The 15,549-nt window shown below is 67.2% G+C and carries 15 protein-coding genes; 9 read left to right on the forward strand and 6 right to left on the reverse strand.

Translation table 11 applies throughout. The features are described from left to right. Window positions 1–51 precede the first annotated feature (51 nt). The 6 genes from ASD69_RS22465 to ASD69_RS10310 all read left to right on the forward strand — a co-directional run bounded on the left by ASD69_RS22465 (window position 52) and on the right by ASD69_RS10310 (window position 8,717). Window positions 52–969, forward strand: coding sequence for a DUF6708 domain-containing protein (locus tag ASD69_RS22465; protein WP_200943979.1), 918 nt, complete (start codon window positions 52–54; stop codon window positions 967–969). Window positions 970–1,243: 274 nt separating this feature from the next. Continuing rightward, entirely contained in the window at window positions 1,244–3,043 is a 1,800-nt protein-coding gene (locus ASD69_RS10290; RefSeq protein WP_056177516.1) for a DUF885 family protein, read from the forward strand. Window positions 3,044–3,939: 896 nt separating this feature from the next. Beyond that, the gene (locus tag ASD69_RS10295) at window positions 3,940–5,376 is read left to right on the forward strand and encodes a sialate O-acetylesterase (protein ID WP_056177518.1); all 1,437 of its coding nucleotides are present in this window, start codon (window positions 3,940–3,942) and stop codon (window positions 5,374–5,376) included. Window positions 5,377–5,744: 368 nt separating this feature from the next. After that, a complete protein-coding gene (locus ASD69_RS10300; protein ID WP_056177520.1) occupies window positions 5,745–7,130 on the forward strand; it encodes an alpha/beta hydrolase in 1,386 nt (461 codons plus the stop codon). 179 nt (window positions 7,131–7,309) lie between these two features. Continuing rightward, window positions 7,310–7,843 carry a hypothetical protein gene (locus ASD69_RS10305; RefSeq protein ID WP_056177522.1) on the forward strand — a complete coding sequence of 178 codons (534 nt, stop codon included), beginning with the start codon at window positions 7,310–7,312 and terminating at the stop codon, window positions 7,841–7,843. Between the two features lie 316 nt (window positions 7,844–8,159). Then, window positions 8,160–8,717, forward strand: a complete 558-nt coding sequence (locus ASD69_RS10310) for a hypothetical protein (protein ID WP_157499142.1) — start codon at window positions 8,160–8,162, stop codon at window positions 8,715–8,717. Between the two features lie 409 nt (window positions 8,718–9,126). Here the strand turns inward: ASD69_RS10310 and ASD69_RS10315 are convergent, their stop codons facing one another. From ASD69_RS10315 to icd, 3 genes are all read right to left on the reverse strand, one after another. Continuing rightward, entirely contained in the window at window positions 9,127–9,363 is a 237-nt protein-coding gene (locus ASD69_RS10315; protein WP_157499143.1) for a hypothetical protein, read from the reverse strand. Window positions 9,364–9,484: 121 nt separating this feature from the next. Continuing rightward, window positions 9,485–10,450, reverse strand: coding sequence for a peptidoglycan recognition family protein (locus tag ASD69_RS10320; RefSeq protein ID WP_056177528.1), 966 nt, complete (start codon window positions 10,448–10,450; stop codon window positions 9,485–9,487). Window positions 10,451–10,645: 195 nt separating this feature from the next. Next, entirely contained in the window at window positions 10,646–11,974 is a 1,329-nt protein-coding gene (icd, locus tag ASD69_RS10325; RefSeq protein WP_056177530.1) for an NADP-dependent isocitrate dehydrogenase, read from the reverse strand. 228 nt (window positions 11,975–12,202) lie between these two features. On the opposite strand from icd, the gene ASD69_RS10330 reads away from it, so the two are divergent. Beyond that, entirely contained in the window at window positions 12,203–12,607 is a 405-nt protein-coding gene (locus ASD69_RS10330) for a DUF4288 domain-containing protein (RefSeq protein WP_056177532.1), read from the forward strand. Between the two features lie 34 nt (window positions 12,608–12,641). Then, window positions 12,642–13,130, forward strand: coding sequence for a hypothetical protein (locus tag ASD69_RS22470; RefSeq protein ID WP_200943980.1), 489 nt, complete (start codon window positions 12,642–12,644; stop codon window positions 13,128–13,130). A 42-nt stretch (window positions 13,131–13,172) separates the two neighbouring features. Here ASD69_RS22470 and ASD69_RS10340 read toward each other — a convergent pair whose 3' ends face one another. Next, window positions 13,173–13,544 carry a YkgJ family cysteine cluster protein gene (locus tag ASD69_RS10340; RefSeq protein WP_056177534.1) on the reverse strand — a complete coding sequence of 124 codons (372 nt, stop codon included), beginning with the start codon at window positions 13,542–13,544 and terminating at the stop codon, window positions 13,173–13,175. Between the two features lie 148 nt (window positions 13,545–13,692). Continuing rightward, window positions 13,693–14,400, reverse strand: coding sequence for a UPF0149 family protein (locus tag ASD69_RS10345; protein WP_056177536.1), 708 nt, complete (start codon window positions 14,398–14,400; stop codon window positions 13,693–13,695). Between the two features lie 113 nt (window positions 14,401–14,513). On the opposite strand from ASD69_RS10345, the gene ASD69_RS10350 reads away from it, so the two are divergent. Further along, on the forward strand, window positions 14,514–14,891 hold the full coding sequence (locus tag ASD69_RS10350) for a YchJ family metal-binding protein (protein WP_056177538.1): 378 nt from the start codon (window positions 14,514–14,516) through the stop codon (window positions 14,889–14,891). Window positions 14,892–14,980: 89 nt separating this feature from the next. On the opposite strand, the gene ASD69_RS10355 is transcribed toward ASD69_RS10350, so the two are convergent. Then, the gene (locus tag ASD69_RS10355; protein ID WP_056177540.1) at window positions 14,981–15,478 is read right to left on the reverse strand and encodes a hypothetical protein; all 498 of its coding nucleotides are present in this window, start codon (window positions 15,476–15,478) and stop codon (window positions 14,981–14,983) included. Window positions 15,479–15,549: the final 71 nt, after the last annotated feature.

The raw sequence follows: 15,549 nt of genomic DNA on the forward strand, positions 1-15,549 counted from the left end.
TGCGCGTCGGCGTGCTCGGCCCGCATCGAACCACTGGCCGAGTGACAGAACATGAGTCGTGAAAACAATCCGGACTACGATATTCGGCTGCCGCCATGGAATGCGCCCGATCCGCAGTTCGGATTGGCCGGGAAAAATCGCAAGAAGACCCTATTGGCGGGGAAAGCGCCTTGGCGCATCGCCCCGCGCGAAAAGCACGAGCCCGTGCATGGCAAGGCGAGCTCGTGCGATTCCCTGTTGAGCGTTCATCCCAACGCCATCGTGGTCGGCGCGCCGGCGGGCACGACCGAAATCGCATTCATGATGGGCTTGTATACGATACTCATTGGATTCGCCGCCTGCATGTTCGGATGGGGTGCCGTCGAATCCATCATGGATCTGGATCCGAGCAAGTCGGATCATGTCTTGAATGCATCGATTTCCATCATCTCGACGCTCGCGGCGCTGTTCTTTCTGGTTGCGGCGATCTTTTTCTTCCGGGTTGGATTTCTTACCCCCCGCGATCTGCCGGTCCTGTTCAACCGCCAGACCCGAGAGGTTTCATTCTTCGCCGTCATCCCGATGAAGTTCTGGAAATTCTGGCAACGTGCCGGCGTTGGCGAGGTAAAAACCTATCGCTGGGACGACGCCCATGCGCGCAGCTATCGACTCAACGAGATGACGGGCGAAGCGGCGCGCACTACGTATCTGCTGGCGTTGCTGTGGGACGACCCCAAGCAACCCGGGCAATGCCCGCAGATCGCGACCATCGGCTACAAGGGTTGGTGGGAGGATGAGTTGCTGTGGCGCCTGTACGAGCACATTCGACGCTACATGGAAGAGGGCGGCCCGCCGATTCAGCCGGGCGAGAGCCTGCGGCGTTCGGGAACGGGCGCGTTGCCGCAATTCCCAGCGCAGGTCATCGCCGCCGCCGGCGGGCCGGCCTTGAGCGAGGACGCCGTGCATCGGCTGGCGAGCGTTCGCGAATGACGCACCCTTGTCGTCTACCAGCGCCCACGACGCCGGCCTCGCCGCGGCCGGCATGCCCGCATCCGTCCATCGCCATGCCGCGCCGCGCCGCCGCGACAACGCGCGCCAGGACCGCTTGCCGCCCGCATCGCGTGACGCCAGCCGCGGCAGCATGCAAGGCTGTATCGACGCAATCTGGACCACACCCGCTCCGACTCGAGCGCCTGACGCCACCGGGTCGGATCGATGCGCGTCTCCCGTTCCGCCCGCATCCATCTTCGCCGAGAGCCCGCGCATGATCGTTCGCCTGCTGTGTCCGCCCTTGTTGCTCGCCGTGCTGTCTTTGACGGGCCCGACGCCGGCCAGCGCCGCCGAAGCCGGCGCCAGCGCCGCCACCGCTGCGCCCAACGAGACCACGCGCCAGTTGCGCGACCTTTACGACGCCGAGTGGCGCTGGCGCCAGCAGGAATTCGTGCGTGTGCGCGAGCCCGACGGCCGCTGGGAAGACGGCGACCGCATGCCCAGCGTCACCCCGCAGGCCTGGCAGCGCCGCGTCGCCTATTGGGAAAAGGCCCTGGCCCAGCTCGACGCGCTGCCGCAGGCGCAGCTGTCGGACGAGGAACGCATCAACGCCGCGGTGTTCCGTACCTCGGTGACGATCGAGCTCAACAACGCGCGCTACCGCACCTATGAGGCGCCGTTCAACAGCGATACCTTCTTCTGGGGTGGCCTCAACCCGCGTCGCCCCTACCAGAAGGCCGAGGAATACCGCCGCCTGCTCGGCCGCCTGCACGACCTGCCGCGCTACTTCGACGAGAACATCGCCAACATGCGCGCGGGCCTGGCGCGCGGCTACAGCGTGCCGCGCGTCGCCATCGAAGGCCGCGACCGCACCATCGAGGCCTATGCCAAGGGCGGCGCCGACAATCCGTTCACCGCCACCTTCGCCGCGATTCCCGCGCACCTGGGCGAACAGACGCGGCGCGCCCTGCAGGCCGAGGGCGAGCGCGCGATCCGCGACGAAGTGGCGCCGGCCTACGCCAAGCTGCTGCGCTTCATGCGCGAGGAATACCTGCCGCGCACGCGCACCAGTACCGCCGCGCGCGAGCTGCCCGACGGCGAGGCCTTCTATCGCAGCCAGATCCTCGAATACACCACCACCGACCTGACCCCGGCGCAGATCCACGAGATCGGCAAGCAGGAGGTCGCGCGCATCTCGGCCGAGATGCACGAGGTGATGCGCAAGGCCGGCTTCAAGGGCAGCTTCGCGGAGTTCCTGGCGTTCCTGCGCAGCGATCCGCAGTTCTACGCCAAGACCCCGCGCGAACTGCTGTCGTATTCGGCCTACGTGACCAAGAAGGTCGACGGCCGCCTCGAGGACCTGTTCACTCAGCTGCCGCGCAAGCGCTTCGCGATCCTGCCGGTGCCGGACGACATCGCGCCGATCTACACCTCCGGGCGCGGCGGCCTGGACTCGTGCCTGATGAACACTTACGACCTGCCGTCGCGGCCGCTGTACACCCTGGCCGCGCTGACCCTGCACGAATGCGTACCCGGCCACAGCCATCAGGCGGCGATGGCGCTGGAAGCGCCGGACCGTCCGGACTTCCGCCGCCAGACCTATTTCTCCGGCTACGGCGAAGGCTGGGGCCTGTACACCGAATGGCTGGGCATCGAGCTGGGCGTGTACGAAACGCCGTACGAGGACTTCGGCCGCCTGACCTTCGAAATGTGGCGCGCCGCGCGGCTGGTCATCGACACCGGCCTGCACGAGTACGGCTGGAGCCGCCAGCAGGCGATCGACTATCTGTCGCAGCACACCGCACTGGCGCCGCACGATATCCGCACCGAGGTCGATCGCTACATCAGCTGGCCCGGCCAGGCGCTGGCCTATTACCTGGGCTATCGCAGCATCCGGCAGCTGCGCAGCGAGGCGGAGACGACGCTGGGCACGCGTTTTAACGAGGCCAAGTTCCACGACACCCTGCTGAACCTGGGTTCGGTGCCGCTGCCGGTGCTGGAACGCGAGATGCGTCGCTTCGTCGCTACGAGCCAAGCCGAGGCGAGCACCGCGCCGGCCGCCGCCGCGCGCTGAGCGAGCGCCTAGGCCGCGCCGTCCCGGGAGCGGGGCGGCGTCTATGGCACCCTGCGCGCCATCGCGGCTTACGCCGCTCCCACAGAGAGCGTGAAGCTCGCATCGTCGGTGAAGCGACGCGGTGGCGACTTGCGCCGCTCCTGCATCGAAGAGGCGTGGCTTTCTGTGGGAGCGGCGTAAGCCGCGATCGCATCACCCACATCCGACGCAAGCCCGCCCACCCCTGTAGGAGCGGCGTAAGCCGCGACCGCGCCACTCGCATGCGACGCCAGCTTCGCGCTCTCTGTGGGAGCGGCGTAAGCCGCGATCGCATCACCCACATCCGACGCAAGCCCGCCCGCCCCTGTAGGAGCGGCGCAAGCCGCGACCGCGTCATCCACTTACGACGTAAGCCTCGCCCCACCAGCACAAGCGGCGCCCCACAGAGACTTCCCTCGGGCATAAGACGCGATCGATCAGCAGCGAACGCACCGCCATTCCCATCCGCCGGAACGACCGCGGCAACAAAACAAACCGCATCCAACAAACGCGCGTCGAGCACACAACGAATGTGCGCAACTCTGCTCTCAAGGCAGCCTGAAATCGCACGCGACCAAGGTCACATAGACGCGCGCGCGCTCACCCGCCAAGACTGATCGCGCATCCTGCAACACCTCAAGCCTGGACCGCCCAGTACCACACCGAACCGGCGCATACGACCCGCGCTCGCAATTCGATCCCGTGCGCGGTCGGTCCGACGCCGGGTCCGGCTGCGCGCGTATCCCGCGCATCGGCTGTCCTGGGCTGGGACGGTTCGGAGATGTTCCCGAGGTGAGCGCAGTTTGCCCTTGCCGCCGGCGACGTCGATCCGCTATCGGCGTCGGCGGAACCGTCGCTTACGACCAGTGAGTCTTGCCATGTCCATCATCGCCCGTTTCCTCGCCATCGCGACGCTGTGCCTATCGTTTGCCGGCGCCGCGAGCGCGCAGACCGCCATCGCGATCAACAATCCCAGTTTCGAGACCGACCCCATCGCCGGCGCACAGGCCCCGGTCTTCCAGATCCGAGTGCCCACAGGCTGGACGGCGGTGGGGCCTAGCCAGGGCTCCGGCCTGCTCGCACCCAACGCGACCTCCAACGATACGTTCTACCCCGGCGCCACCTACGGTTTCGACGGAAATCAGATCGCATTCCGCTACCAGGATGGCGGCGCGCTGGAGCAGGTGCTGAGCGAACGTCTGCAGGCGAACACCCGTTACACCCTCAGCGTCGCCAGCGGCACGCGCGCACCCGATGCCCAGGGCAGGGACCTGTTCGCCGGCTACGACATCCGCCTGGAAACCGAGAACGGCCATCTGGTCGGCGCCTGGAGCGGCATCGGCCGCAACCTCGCGCCCTCGGCGCAGTTCACCGATACCACGCGCCTGTTCGACAGCGGCCCGGCGCCGGCCGGCGTGGGCGAGCGCCTGCGCATCCGCCTGCGTCAGGTCGTGCCCAACTACGGCTACACCGATCTGGACAACGTGCGGTTGAGCAAGACGCCCTTGCCCGCACGCGCAACGCTGCCGATCGACGTGGTGATCGTGGCCGGGCAGTCCAACGCGCACGGCTGGACCGCGCGCTCCGATCAACTCGGCACCGCAAACGCGCCCTATGCTCTTTGGCCGGATTCGCGGGCCTTGCTGGGCTATCACCAGCGTTCGATATCCGACGCCGTCGCCAACATCGGTTCCATGGGGCAGCTCGACACCCAGGGCGCGGGCTTCTCAGGCAACTACGACGGCTTCGGCCCGGAGCTGTCGCTGGGCGGCGATCTGGCCGCGCTGAACAAGGCGCCGATCGCGGTGATCAAGTACGCCGTCGGCGGGGCGGGCCTGTACTACGGCTTCCAGAAGCGCAATCCGGCCGGCTACGAGGCGCTGTATCCGCCGATGATCCAGCACATCCAGACCATGCTCACCCAGTTGCGCGCGCAAGGCTACACGCCCAGGCTGCGCGCGATGTTCTGGCTGCAGGGCGAGACCGACGCGATCTACGGCGGTGCCGCGCAGTACGAGGCCAACATCAAGCAGTTCATCGCCGACGTGCGCACCGATATCGAGGCGCCTGAGCTGCAGTTCTATCTGACCCAGATCAATCCCTACATGCCCGCCTTCGCCTCCTATCAGGCCACGGTGCATCAGGTGAACATGGGCATGGTCAACGCCGCCGCCGCCGATCCGTCCCGGGTGTTCTTCGTCGCCACCGACGATATCCGCTGCGGCTTCGCACCCGACGGCATCCACTACACCGCCAACCAGACCATCGCCATCGGCCAGCGTTGGGCCAACCTCTACCTGCGCTTCAACCCCTGAGCAACAGCAGTGGCCGGTCCGCGGGGTCGTAGCCTCGGGCCGGCCCTGCACCTTCCGCCGCCGCCGCACCGACGCGGTGCGCCCGCTTGTCCGAACCGGCCAAGCGCATCCGGAACCGGACCGATTTCGCGTTCCCGAGCCATCATCTCCTCTACCGGCGTCGCTCTGCCGTAGCATGCTCGCCTGCGGCCGAGCATCGGCGCCGCGGCGACGGATCGCCCCGATCCCGATACGCCGCGTGCGGTCTATGATCGTCTTGCGCATGACTTGTGGCTGCGATGCGGAACCATTGCAACGCTAGCCCAGGTTTTTGCATCGATCCTGTGGATACCACCCCGGCGCCACGCGCCGACCACCGAGACTGCCCCATGCCGTACAGCCGAATTCCGCGCTCCCTGCTGCCGCTGCTGTTGCTGACCAGCCCGGCCGCGTTCGCCTCCAACGCCACCGACACCACCAGCTGCCACGCCGGCGCCTACCGCCTCGACGACGGCAGCATCGTCGACGTCGCCAACGCCGACAAAGGCGCGCTGCGCTGGCGCCTGATCGACGGCCGCACCGGCCGCCTGAGCGAGCGCGACGGCCAGTGGACCAGCACCCTGGGCTGGACCGAGCGCCCCGACAACGTGCGCGTGAGCTTCGGCGACTGCGGCCAGGGCAAGATCGCCTTCGAGGGCAAGAACGGGCGCAAGCTCAAGTTCGACATCACCGAGACCCGCTTCGAAGGCAACGACGTCAACCTGCGCGGCCGCCTGGTGCTCCCGCCCGGTGCCGGCCCGGTGCCGATCATCGTCACCGTGCACGGCTCGGAGGACTACTCCGGCGTCAACCGCTATCACATGCAGAACCTGTACCCGGCCAACGGCGTGGGCGTGTTCGTCTACGACAAGCGCGGCACCGGCGAATCCGGCGGCAAGTACACCCAGGATTTCTACCTGCTGTCCGACGACGCCAAGGCTGCGCTGCGCGAAGCCAAGCGTCTGGCCGGCAAGCGCGCCGGCCGGATCGGCTTTTCGGGCGGCAGCCAGGCCGGCTGGATCGCGCCGCTGGCCGCCAGCAAGACCCCGGAAGCGGCCTTCGTCGCGGTCGGCTACGGCATGGCGATCAGCCCGCTGGGCGAGGACGCCGGCCAGGTCGCGCTGGATCTGCGCAACGCCGGTTACGGCGACGACGTGGTGGCCAAGGCGCGCGAAGTCACCGACGCCACCGGCAAAATCGTCGCCTCGCACGGCAAGGACGGCTGGGACGCGCTGACCGTGGCGCGCAACAAATACGGCCAGGAAAAGTGGTGGGGCGCGATGAAGGGCGAGTACACCGGCCTGGTCGTCTCGCACACCCCGCAGCAGCTCAAGGCGATGGAGCCCGAGCTGGACAAGGGCACCAGCTGGGACTACGACCCGATGCCGGTGCTGCGCGAACTCAAGGTGCCGCAGCTGTGGATGCTGGCCGGCGCCGACCGCGAAGCGCCGCCGGAGGAAACCCGCCAGCGCCTGCAGTCGGTCGCCGCCGAAGGCCGCCCGCTGACCCTGGTGGTATTCCCCGACACCGACCACGGCATCCTCAAGTTCGAAACCGCCGCCAACGGCGAGCGCACCGAGACCCGCATCGCCGACGGTTACTTCCGCATGCAGCTGGACTGGATCAAGACCGGCAAGCTCGGCCGCGGCCCCTATGGCGACGCGCAGGTGCTGACCGGCGCCGCGCCCGCCGCACCGGCGACGCCGGCCGCCGCGCCCAAGGCCGCCAAGCCTTAAGCCGACGCGCATCGCCGGCAGCAACGAAGGGCGCCGCAGGGCGCCCTTCGCTTTTGCGGCCAACCGGTTCGGCGCAGCGGGGCGTAACCGCGTTGACACGATCCGACCGCGTTGCCGACCATGGCGCCCGCGCCAGGGGGCGCGTCGGCGCGTCGCGCCTACCGATACGCAGGGGCTCCATGAAACTGATGCAAGCATTGCGGTGCCTGACGATCCTGGCACTGGTCCTGGTGTTGTCCGCTTGCGCGACCTCGCGCAACCTCACCGACGGCAAGCGCATCGCGCCCGGCCAGGGCGTGCTGGTGTTCAAGGTCGAGAGCAACCTGACCTGGCTGCAATTGCAGTTCAAGAAATTCCGGGCCCAGGAGACCTTTGGTTCGGCCATGGCCGAGGCCTTCATCGGCCCCGACGAGGCCGTGTTCGTGAATCAACCGGAAAAATACTGGGTGATGCCGGTGACCGCGGGCGACTACATGTGGAGCAAGATCGTCGTCACCGGCCGCGAGGCGAGCTTCCACTCCTCGAACAAGTTCACTGTCGAAGCCGGCGCCATCACTTACGCCGGTCATATCCGCATCGACTCGCGCGGCAACATGGCGCGCATCCTGGCCACGGACGAGGAAGCCGACATGCGGGCCTTCCTCGAGCGCGACTATCCGCAGTACATGCGGACGATGGCGTTCAAGAAGCACATCACGGACATGAGTCTGTAAGCGTCCCGGCGCCCGCAATCGGCCCAAGACGAGGCCAGCCGCCTTCGGAAAGCGGGGCGGACCCACGCGCGCGGCGAGTAGCCGATGGCTCCAGGTGCAAGTGTTGCTAGGCGCATTACGAATGCGCCCTGGCTTTCGCCATCGCCGGCTTCGAACGTCTGGATGAAAGCCGATGCGCAAGACCGAGCACCACCAGGCTACGGCGCGGCCCGGACCCGCTTCGCGGCCCGATTCAATAGTGGACCTAAGGCGGCGATTCGAGCATATCGTATGGGTGTCGCTCTTCGCCTTCCATGAGCCCGTAAGGATCACGACCATGAATCGTCTGCTCGCCCTGACATTGGCCCTAGGACTCGCACCCACAGCGACTTTCGCAGCGGAACCGATCCGCAAATCGGAGCAATGCTGGCAGGGTTCGTTCACCGAGCAGCTGAGCGGACCCGTGCGCGAACTGAGCTCGTCGGGGCGGGGATCGGGCTATACGAGCAGCTACGACGGCGACTTCAAGTGGAAGGGAGAGCCGGCCCGGCAGGCGGTAACGTCGACGTATGTCTTCTGCTTCACCGATCGATTGGACGATGGCGGCGCGCTGATCGCCAATGGCAAGCGGATCGAGCTCGATCGGATCGGTTCGATCCGGCGCCCGCCGGTGGCGCAGGAGAGCGCCTTCCGCAGCTCGGTATCCATCCGGGATGTCCGTGAGTTCCCGAGGCTGTACGGTATCTTCAGCACACCCGGCAAGCCGAGCACCAGCTTGGAGATCCAACTGGAGCCGTTGCGCGAGAAGGTCTTGGTCGTGTCCAGTGCGCGCGACCAGGCCGGGCACCGCATCGTCAGCGTATTGGAGGGCCCGGCTACCCGGGTGGCTCCCTGAAGTCGCGCGACGCGTGAGGCGGAAACAGGCCCCGCTTGTGAGTTTTTTGGTGGCCGGAATAGATCGCGCGTCGCTAGCCATATCGTCGACGGCACGGACTGTCACCTCACTGGACCGCCAACCCCATCCTCGACCAACTCCATCTCATCCGAATCCAAGGCCAGATCGTGGCTGTGGATGCGTCCGGGCGAATGCGGGAACTCGGCTTCGATCCAGGCCGCGCCCCATTCGTCGATCTAGCTGATCGGCAGCACCTGGCCGACCAGCGACGACAGGCGCGCGAACTCGTCGGCGGGAATCTGGCGTTCCAGCCAGGCTGAAATCTTCAGCACACGTACGCGCGAGCCGACGTGGACGCGGCGGCCCCGGCAGTCCACGGGCGGCGGCGGGGCGTCGCTCACGCGTTCGCTCAGGGGTTATTGCCGTCCGGCATCATCAGCACCAGCGGCTCGCAGGCCTTCGCATCGCAGCCCCACTTGCGCACGTTGTCGCCGCGCGTCCAGGTCGCGGTGGCGGCGGCGTTGATCTCGAACTCCCAATCCTGGCCGCCCGCGCGCAGGCTGCCCTTGATCGAGCAGGGCAGCCAGTAATAGGCGTCGTGGGTGCCGTCGGGGTACTCGCGCGCGGCGGCGAAGTAATTCGCCACCTGTTTATCGCTCAGTGTCCATGCCTCGCAGCGGGGCTTAAGCGTGGGGTCCTTGCCCGAGGCGGCATCGAACACCGCGCGATCGACGCGCGTGACCGTGATCGCGGAGGCGGCGCCGGACTTAGCGGGTGGGCCCGGATGGCTGCACGATGGTAGGAGGGGGAGTGCGATTGCCAGGCACATACAGATCCGCGCCCTCGCCCAGGGTCTTGTACGAGATGGCATCGTGTTTGTAGACGTCTTTGTCATTGAGCCCGTATTCCTTTTGCAGCGTGCCCACCAGCTTGTTGATCGACGCGGTCTGCTCGGGCGTCGGCGCGTCCCAGGTCTTGGTCTTGCTGTTGTAGCTGCCGACCACCTCGATGCCGACGCTGTCGGAGTTCATCGGGAAACGGTCCGGATAGGGCTTGGCCTTCTCGTGATCGTGGATCGCCTTCGGGTTCCAGCCGGTCTTGTCGAAGAACGCCTTCTCTTCCTTCGAGCAATTGCCTTCCTCGACGCAGCGGCCGCGGATCTTGCCCACATGCTGGGTCTGCTGATTGAGGCTGGCGGTCTGGTAGATCGTGCCGTCCTTGTCGATCAGGAAGTGGGTGCCGGTGCCGGTCTTGAACGAGTTCAACGCGCCTTGCGCGGTCGAGCCCTCGGTGCGGTGCATGACCACCGCGTGGACGTCCTTGAGCGTTCCCTTCTCCAGCGCCGCGATCGGCTGCTTGGTGATGCCCGGATCGGTGAGGTAACCGTCCTTGCCGACCTGCGGCGTGTGCGCGTAGGCGCTCAGGGTCTGGTCGGCGCTGGTCTTGGCCATCGCGGTCGGCACGCTGACCCAAGGCTGCGCGTCGGGCGGCGTGCCGGCGCCCTTCATCGCGAACACCGAGGGCACGGCGGCATCGGGCTTGCCGACCACGATGCGGTCGAAGTCGCCCATTTGCGGGTTGCGCTTGAGCTGGTCGTACAGCCCGGCGGCGACGTTGCGGGATTCGGCGTCGTTCCACTGCCCGGTGGCTTTCACGCCATCGAAGACTTTCTGATAGCGGGCGTGATCGGGGTGGGACGCGTCGTAGGGGAGTACGGGGGTCGGGTCGGCCATCGGAAATCCTTTCCTGTGCGGGCGCGAGGCGGTGCTCGTCGCGAGGAAACTGCCAGCTTTCCGCGGGCCTATCAAGTGAGGGGGCGCCGCGGCGCGCGATTTCACTTGCCTGAACGCGCCAATCCATTCGGGACTCGGCCAAAACAAAGGGCGCCGTAGCGCCCTTTGTCATAATCCGATGCCAGCGTCGCCGCCTCAGAGATGCTTGATGATCTCGTCGGCGAACTCCGAGCACTTCACCTCGGTCGCGCCGTCCATCAGACGGGCGAAATCGTAGGTCACGCGCTTGCTGGCGATGGCCTGGTCCATCGCCGCGATGATCGCGTCGGCGGCTTCGGTCCAACCCAGGTAACGCAGCATCATTTCGCCCGACAGGATCACCGAACCCGGATTGACCTTGTCCAGATCGGCGTACTTCGGCGCGGTGCCGTGAGTGGCCTCGAACACGGCGTGGCCGGTCACGTAGTTGATGTTGGCGCCCGGCGCGATACCGATACCGCCGACCTGCGCGGCGAGCGCGTCGGAGAGGTAGTCGCCGTTGAGGTTCAACGTGGCCGAGACGTCGTACTCCTTCGGACGCAGCAGGATCTGCTGCAGGAAGGCGTCGGCGATCGCGTCCTTGATGACCAGGCCCGCGCCCGGCTTGCCTTCCGGAATCACGTGCCAGGGGCCGCCGTCCAGCTCGACCGCACCGAAGAAGTCGCGCGCCACCTGGTAGCCCCAATCACGGAAGCCACCTTCGGTGTACTTCATGATGTTGCCCTTGTGGACCAGGGTCACCGACTTGCGCTTGTTCTCGATGGCGTAGGCGATCGCGCTGTGGACCAGGCGCTCGGTGCCCAGGCGGCTGACCGGCTTGATGCCCAGGCCGACTTCGACCGGCAGCTCGCGCGCCGGCGCGCCGATGGCCTCAAGCTCCTTCAGCCAGGCGCCGTTCTTGTCGGCGGTGCCGAAACGGATCTTGTCGAAGGCCTGCGGGAATTCCTTCTGCAGGAAGTCCAGCACCTTCTGCGCGTCGGCGCTGCCACCGGCCCACTCGATGCCGGCGTAGATGTCCTCGGTGTTCTCGCGGAAGATCACCATGTCGACGTCGCCCGGCTTCTTGACCGGCGAGGGCACGCCCTCGAACCAGCGCACCGGGCGCAGGCAGACGTACAGGTCCAGCATCTGGCGCAGGGCGACGTTGAGCGAGCGGATGCCGCCGCCGACCGGCGTGGTCAGCGGGCCCTTGATGCTCACCAGGTAATCGCGGCAGGCCTGCACGGTGCCGTCGGGCAGCCAGGTGCCGTAGGTGTTGTTGGCTTTCTCGCCGGCATAGACCTCGAGCCACTCGATCTTCTTGGCGCCGCCGTAGGCCTTGGCCACGGCCGCATCGAGCACGCGCACGGACGCGCGCCAGATATCCGGGCCGGTGCCGTCGCCTTCGATGAACGGGATGATCGGACGATCCGGCACATTCAGGCCGGTCGGGGTCTTGGTGATCTTGGCGCCGCCTGCGGGCGGCGTCGCTACGAACTCGGTCATTACGATCTCCAGTGGGGCCGTCCCGTGCGCAAGCGCATGGGCGAAGCAGGGTTCTGGCGGGTCGCGATGGCGCTGCGATCCGGCCCGCCATTGTCGCGGTTCGGGCGGGGCGTGGCAAAGGCCGAGGCGGCATCGGGACCGTTCGATGTGGAATGATGCATTCCGTGCCTGGGGGCTGGTTCCCGGGCTCAGGTGTTGACGGCCCGGTGAGCGGCGTCAGGAGGTCCGATGAGCAGCGCGAAAGAGGCAGTCGAATCTGGCACGACCGGGATCGAGGCTGGCGAACGTTTTGCCGCGAAGTTGCTGTTTCAGTTTCGTGTGATGGTCGACGGCGACCCGGGTGTGATGCGCACCTGCGAGGAGCGGATCATCGTGTTTCGTGCCGCGACCGCGCGTAAGGCGCTGGCGTATGCCAAGCAGCGAGGCCGGTCGGCCAAGCGGCAGTCTCGCAATAGCGACGGAAACCCGATCCATTTCGAGTTCGTGGGTGTGCTCGACCTGATGCATTTGGGCGACGAATGCGATGCCGATGAGGTCTGGTACGACATCACCACGCGCAAGCTTCCCATGGAGCGCGCGGCGGACCTGATTCCGCCGGACCACAAGCTTTCCGCGATCCGCCTTGGAATCTGACATCGACGCGAATGCAAGTCGGAGCCAGCGAAGCATGAGTGTGATTCGGGTAGACAACGCGCGATGGCATGAAACGGTAGCCGCGATTCCTGTCTGCGTTCTGCCCTGGAGGGCGGATGAGTTCGCCGCGAAGTGGCAACTCACGCTGGAGGAATTCGAGGAGCCGGGCCTGGGACGGGTCCGTGGCGCCGTGCTCGCGCTAGGCAATTGCGTTTGTCTTGCGCAGGCCCATCCGCAAGGGCCTGACGCCGCGCAGCGGGTCAGTATTTCCGTAGCGGGTACATCGCCCGACACGCGTTTGGACCTGATCGAGATCCTGACAGCGATGGCGCTGTCGGAAGCCGACTTGCCTTGGGTCAGTCCGGTGCTGGGGCCGGGGCGGTGGTTGCTGTACCGTTTGGACGACAACGGAAACGAGTTCCTGATCGAGCGTTATCAACAGCCCGAAGTGGCCGAGAGGATACGCGCGCAGTACGAGGCCAAAGGGCACAAGCAGCTGTACTTCGTTCGGTCGGCTCGCTAGTTGCGATCGACTCGAGTCGTAGGGTTGGCGCCACTGCAAGCGCTAGCGGGCTTGCTGTTGCGACCATTGTTCCGGCGTCAGAGGAGCCAAGCCATAGGCGATGCGCGCTTTGTCGCATTGCGGGCTAGGTTCGCCGTACTCCCATGCTGCTTGCAGTTCGCGACAGGGCGACGGTCGCTGCGCGTAGACGCCGCAGTGTGCGGACACGCCGATATCGCCTTGCAGCGCGATACAGCGCAGGCTGCGACCGCCGTAGGTGCCGCGCATCGCGACGCGGTGGGCGTCCAACGTTTCGGTCAACTCGGCCGGTGTGCCCTTGGCATCGAAGGCGTCGGTTTCGCTCCAGTGCAGGGCGACGCGGAAGTGGGCGCAGCAGGCGCCGCAGCTGAGGCAGGGGTGGGAGGAGCTCTGCATGGTGGAAGCGCGGAGAGGGGTTACGAGGAGTGCGGTGGATCAAGCAAGCGTCGGAGTCGCTCGCGCGCTTGTTTGGCGCGTCATTCCCGCCTGAGCGGGAACGACGCCCGACGCTTGCCTGCCGCAGCGCGCAAACGGCGCTACCGGCTCAAGCCCCGCAGCACTTCTTGTACTTCTTCCCACTCCCGCAAGAACACGCGTCGTTGCGGTCCGGCGTGTCCGCGCGGCGCAGCGGTTCGCGCGGGGTCAGGGCTTCGATGCGGTGGTGGTGCAGGTCGGCCAGCATGCCGGGCAGGCTGGAGACGATCTCCAGGCGCTCGCGGTAGCTGATCGGCGTGCCCGGCGCTTCCGGGTCCTCGCCCAGCACTTCGCCGCTGGCCAGGCGGTCGAACAGGACGAAGATCTCGTCCATCCAGTCGTTCTCGTCCAGCCAGCCTTCCCACGCGGTTTCGCGCAGTTCGACGCCGCGGAAGAAGCCGAAGGCCCAGTCGCGGCCGACGTCGAGGTCGTCGCCCTGGTCGACTTCCACGTCCTCGGGCAGCCACAGCAGCGGCGCCAGGTGGTCGGGCAGGTCGTCGTCGCCGTGGCGCACGCGCGCGGAGGCCATGTTCCAGTGGCCCTGCAACAGCGCCTCGACCTGAGCCGCCTCGGCCTCGTCGCTCCAGCGCGGCGGGTTGCCGCCCCAGACCACGGGCTGCCACTCGTCCGCGGGCACGGTCTCGGGCGCGACCACCAGCGCCGACAGGAAGCCGTCCAGCGCCTCCAGATTGAAGCCCTTGAACGGGACGGCGCGTTGGTCGAGCAGGTCGGCGAGGCGTTCGATCTGGGCGTCGTCGAGGTAGGCGGGCGGTTTCATGGCAGGTCGCGCAGCGGGGTTCGGGACGCGCATGGTAGTCGCAGCGGCGTGCGCTCGCCGAGAATTCGCCTCCCGGCCGCGGTTTTCGCGGCCGACCGACCCGGAAAGCCCGCATGTCCGCCTGCCCCTGCGACCCCGCCCGCCCTTACGCCGCCTGCTGCGGGCCGCTGCACGCGGGCGCCGCGGCCGCCGACGCCCAGGCCCTGATGCGCTCGCGCTACAGCGCCTACGTGCTGGGCCTGCGCGACTACGTCCTGGCGACCTGGCACCCGAGCACGCGCCCGGCCGAACTGGCCTTGGACCCGGCCGCCACGCGCTGGCTGGGGTTGGAGGTGAAGCGGCACGGCGCCGACGGCGACCGCGCCACGGTCGAGTTCGTCGCCCGCTACCGGGTCGGCGGCGGCTCGGCGGTGCGCCTGCACGAAGTCAGCCGCTTCCTGCGCGAGGACGGCCGCTGGTACTACCTGGACGGCGAATTCCCGGGCGGCTGAGCGCAGGCAGCCGGAATCGCGGACAAAAAAAGGGCGCGGTCCTCGAGGAACCGCGCCCGGGCTTGCCCGCCCATCAGGCGGGGAGAGAGTTACTTGACCTCGAATTCCTTCGACTGGACCACGGCGCCGTCCAGCGACACGTCGACCTTGTACTTGCCGGTCGGGAAACCCTTCGGGCTGTTGATGCTGAAGTTGGTCACGCCGGGGCCCATCAGCTGAGCGTCGGCGCTGTCGTCCTTCACGGTCTGGCCGTCCTGGAAGGTCCACTTCGCGCCCAGCTTCGCCGGCACGGTCGCGGCCGGGTCGGAGGTGGACGTGGAGATGGCGACGTAGATCGTGTCCTTCGGCTTGAAGGTGGTCGCCGGCGCGGTGACCTTCTTGTCGGCGCCCACGGCGCTGCCCAGGTCGACGCTGGCGACGGCCGCGGTGGCGGCCATCGGCGCCGGCGCCGGGGTCGGCGCGACCGGCTCGGCGGCCGGCGGCGGGGTCACGGCTACGGGTTCTTCCTTCTTCTTGCAGCCGGCCAGGGCCAGCGAGGCCACCAGAGCGGCGGCCAGGGCGTAGTGCATGCGGTTACGGATCATCATGGTGTTTCTCCTGGAATAGGTGCGAACAGGCATTCGACCGCGCCCGGAACTCGTGCTCCCGGCGGATCTGT

Source organism: Lysobacter sp. Root604 (genome assembly GCF_001427505.1).
Classification (GTDB): Bacteria; Pseudomonadota; Gammaproteobacteria; order Xanthomonadales; family Xanthomonadaceae; genus Lysobacter.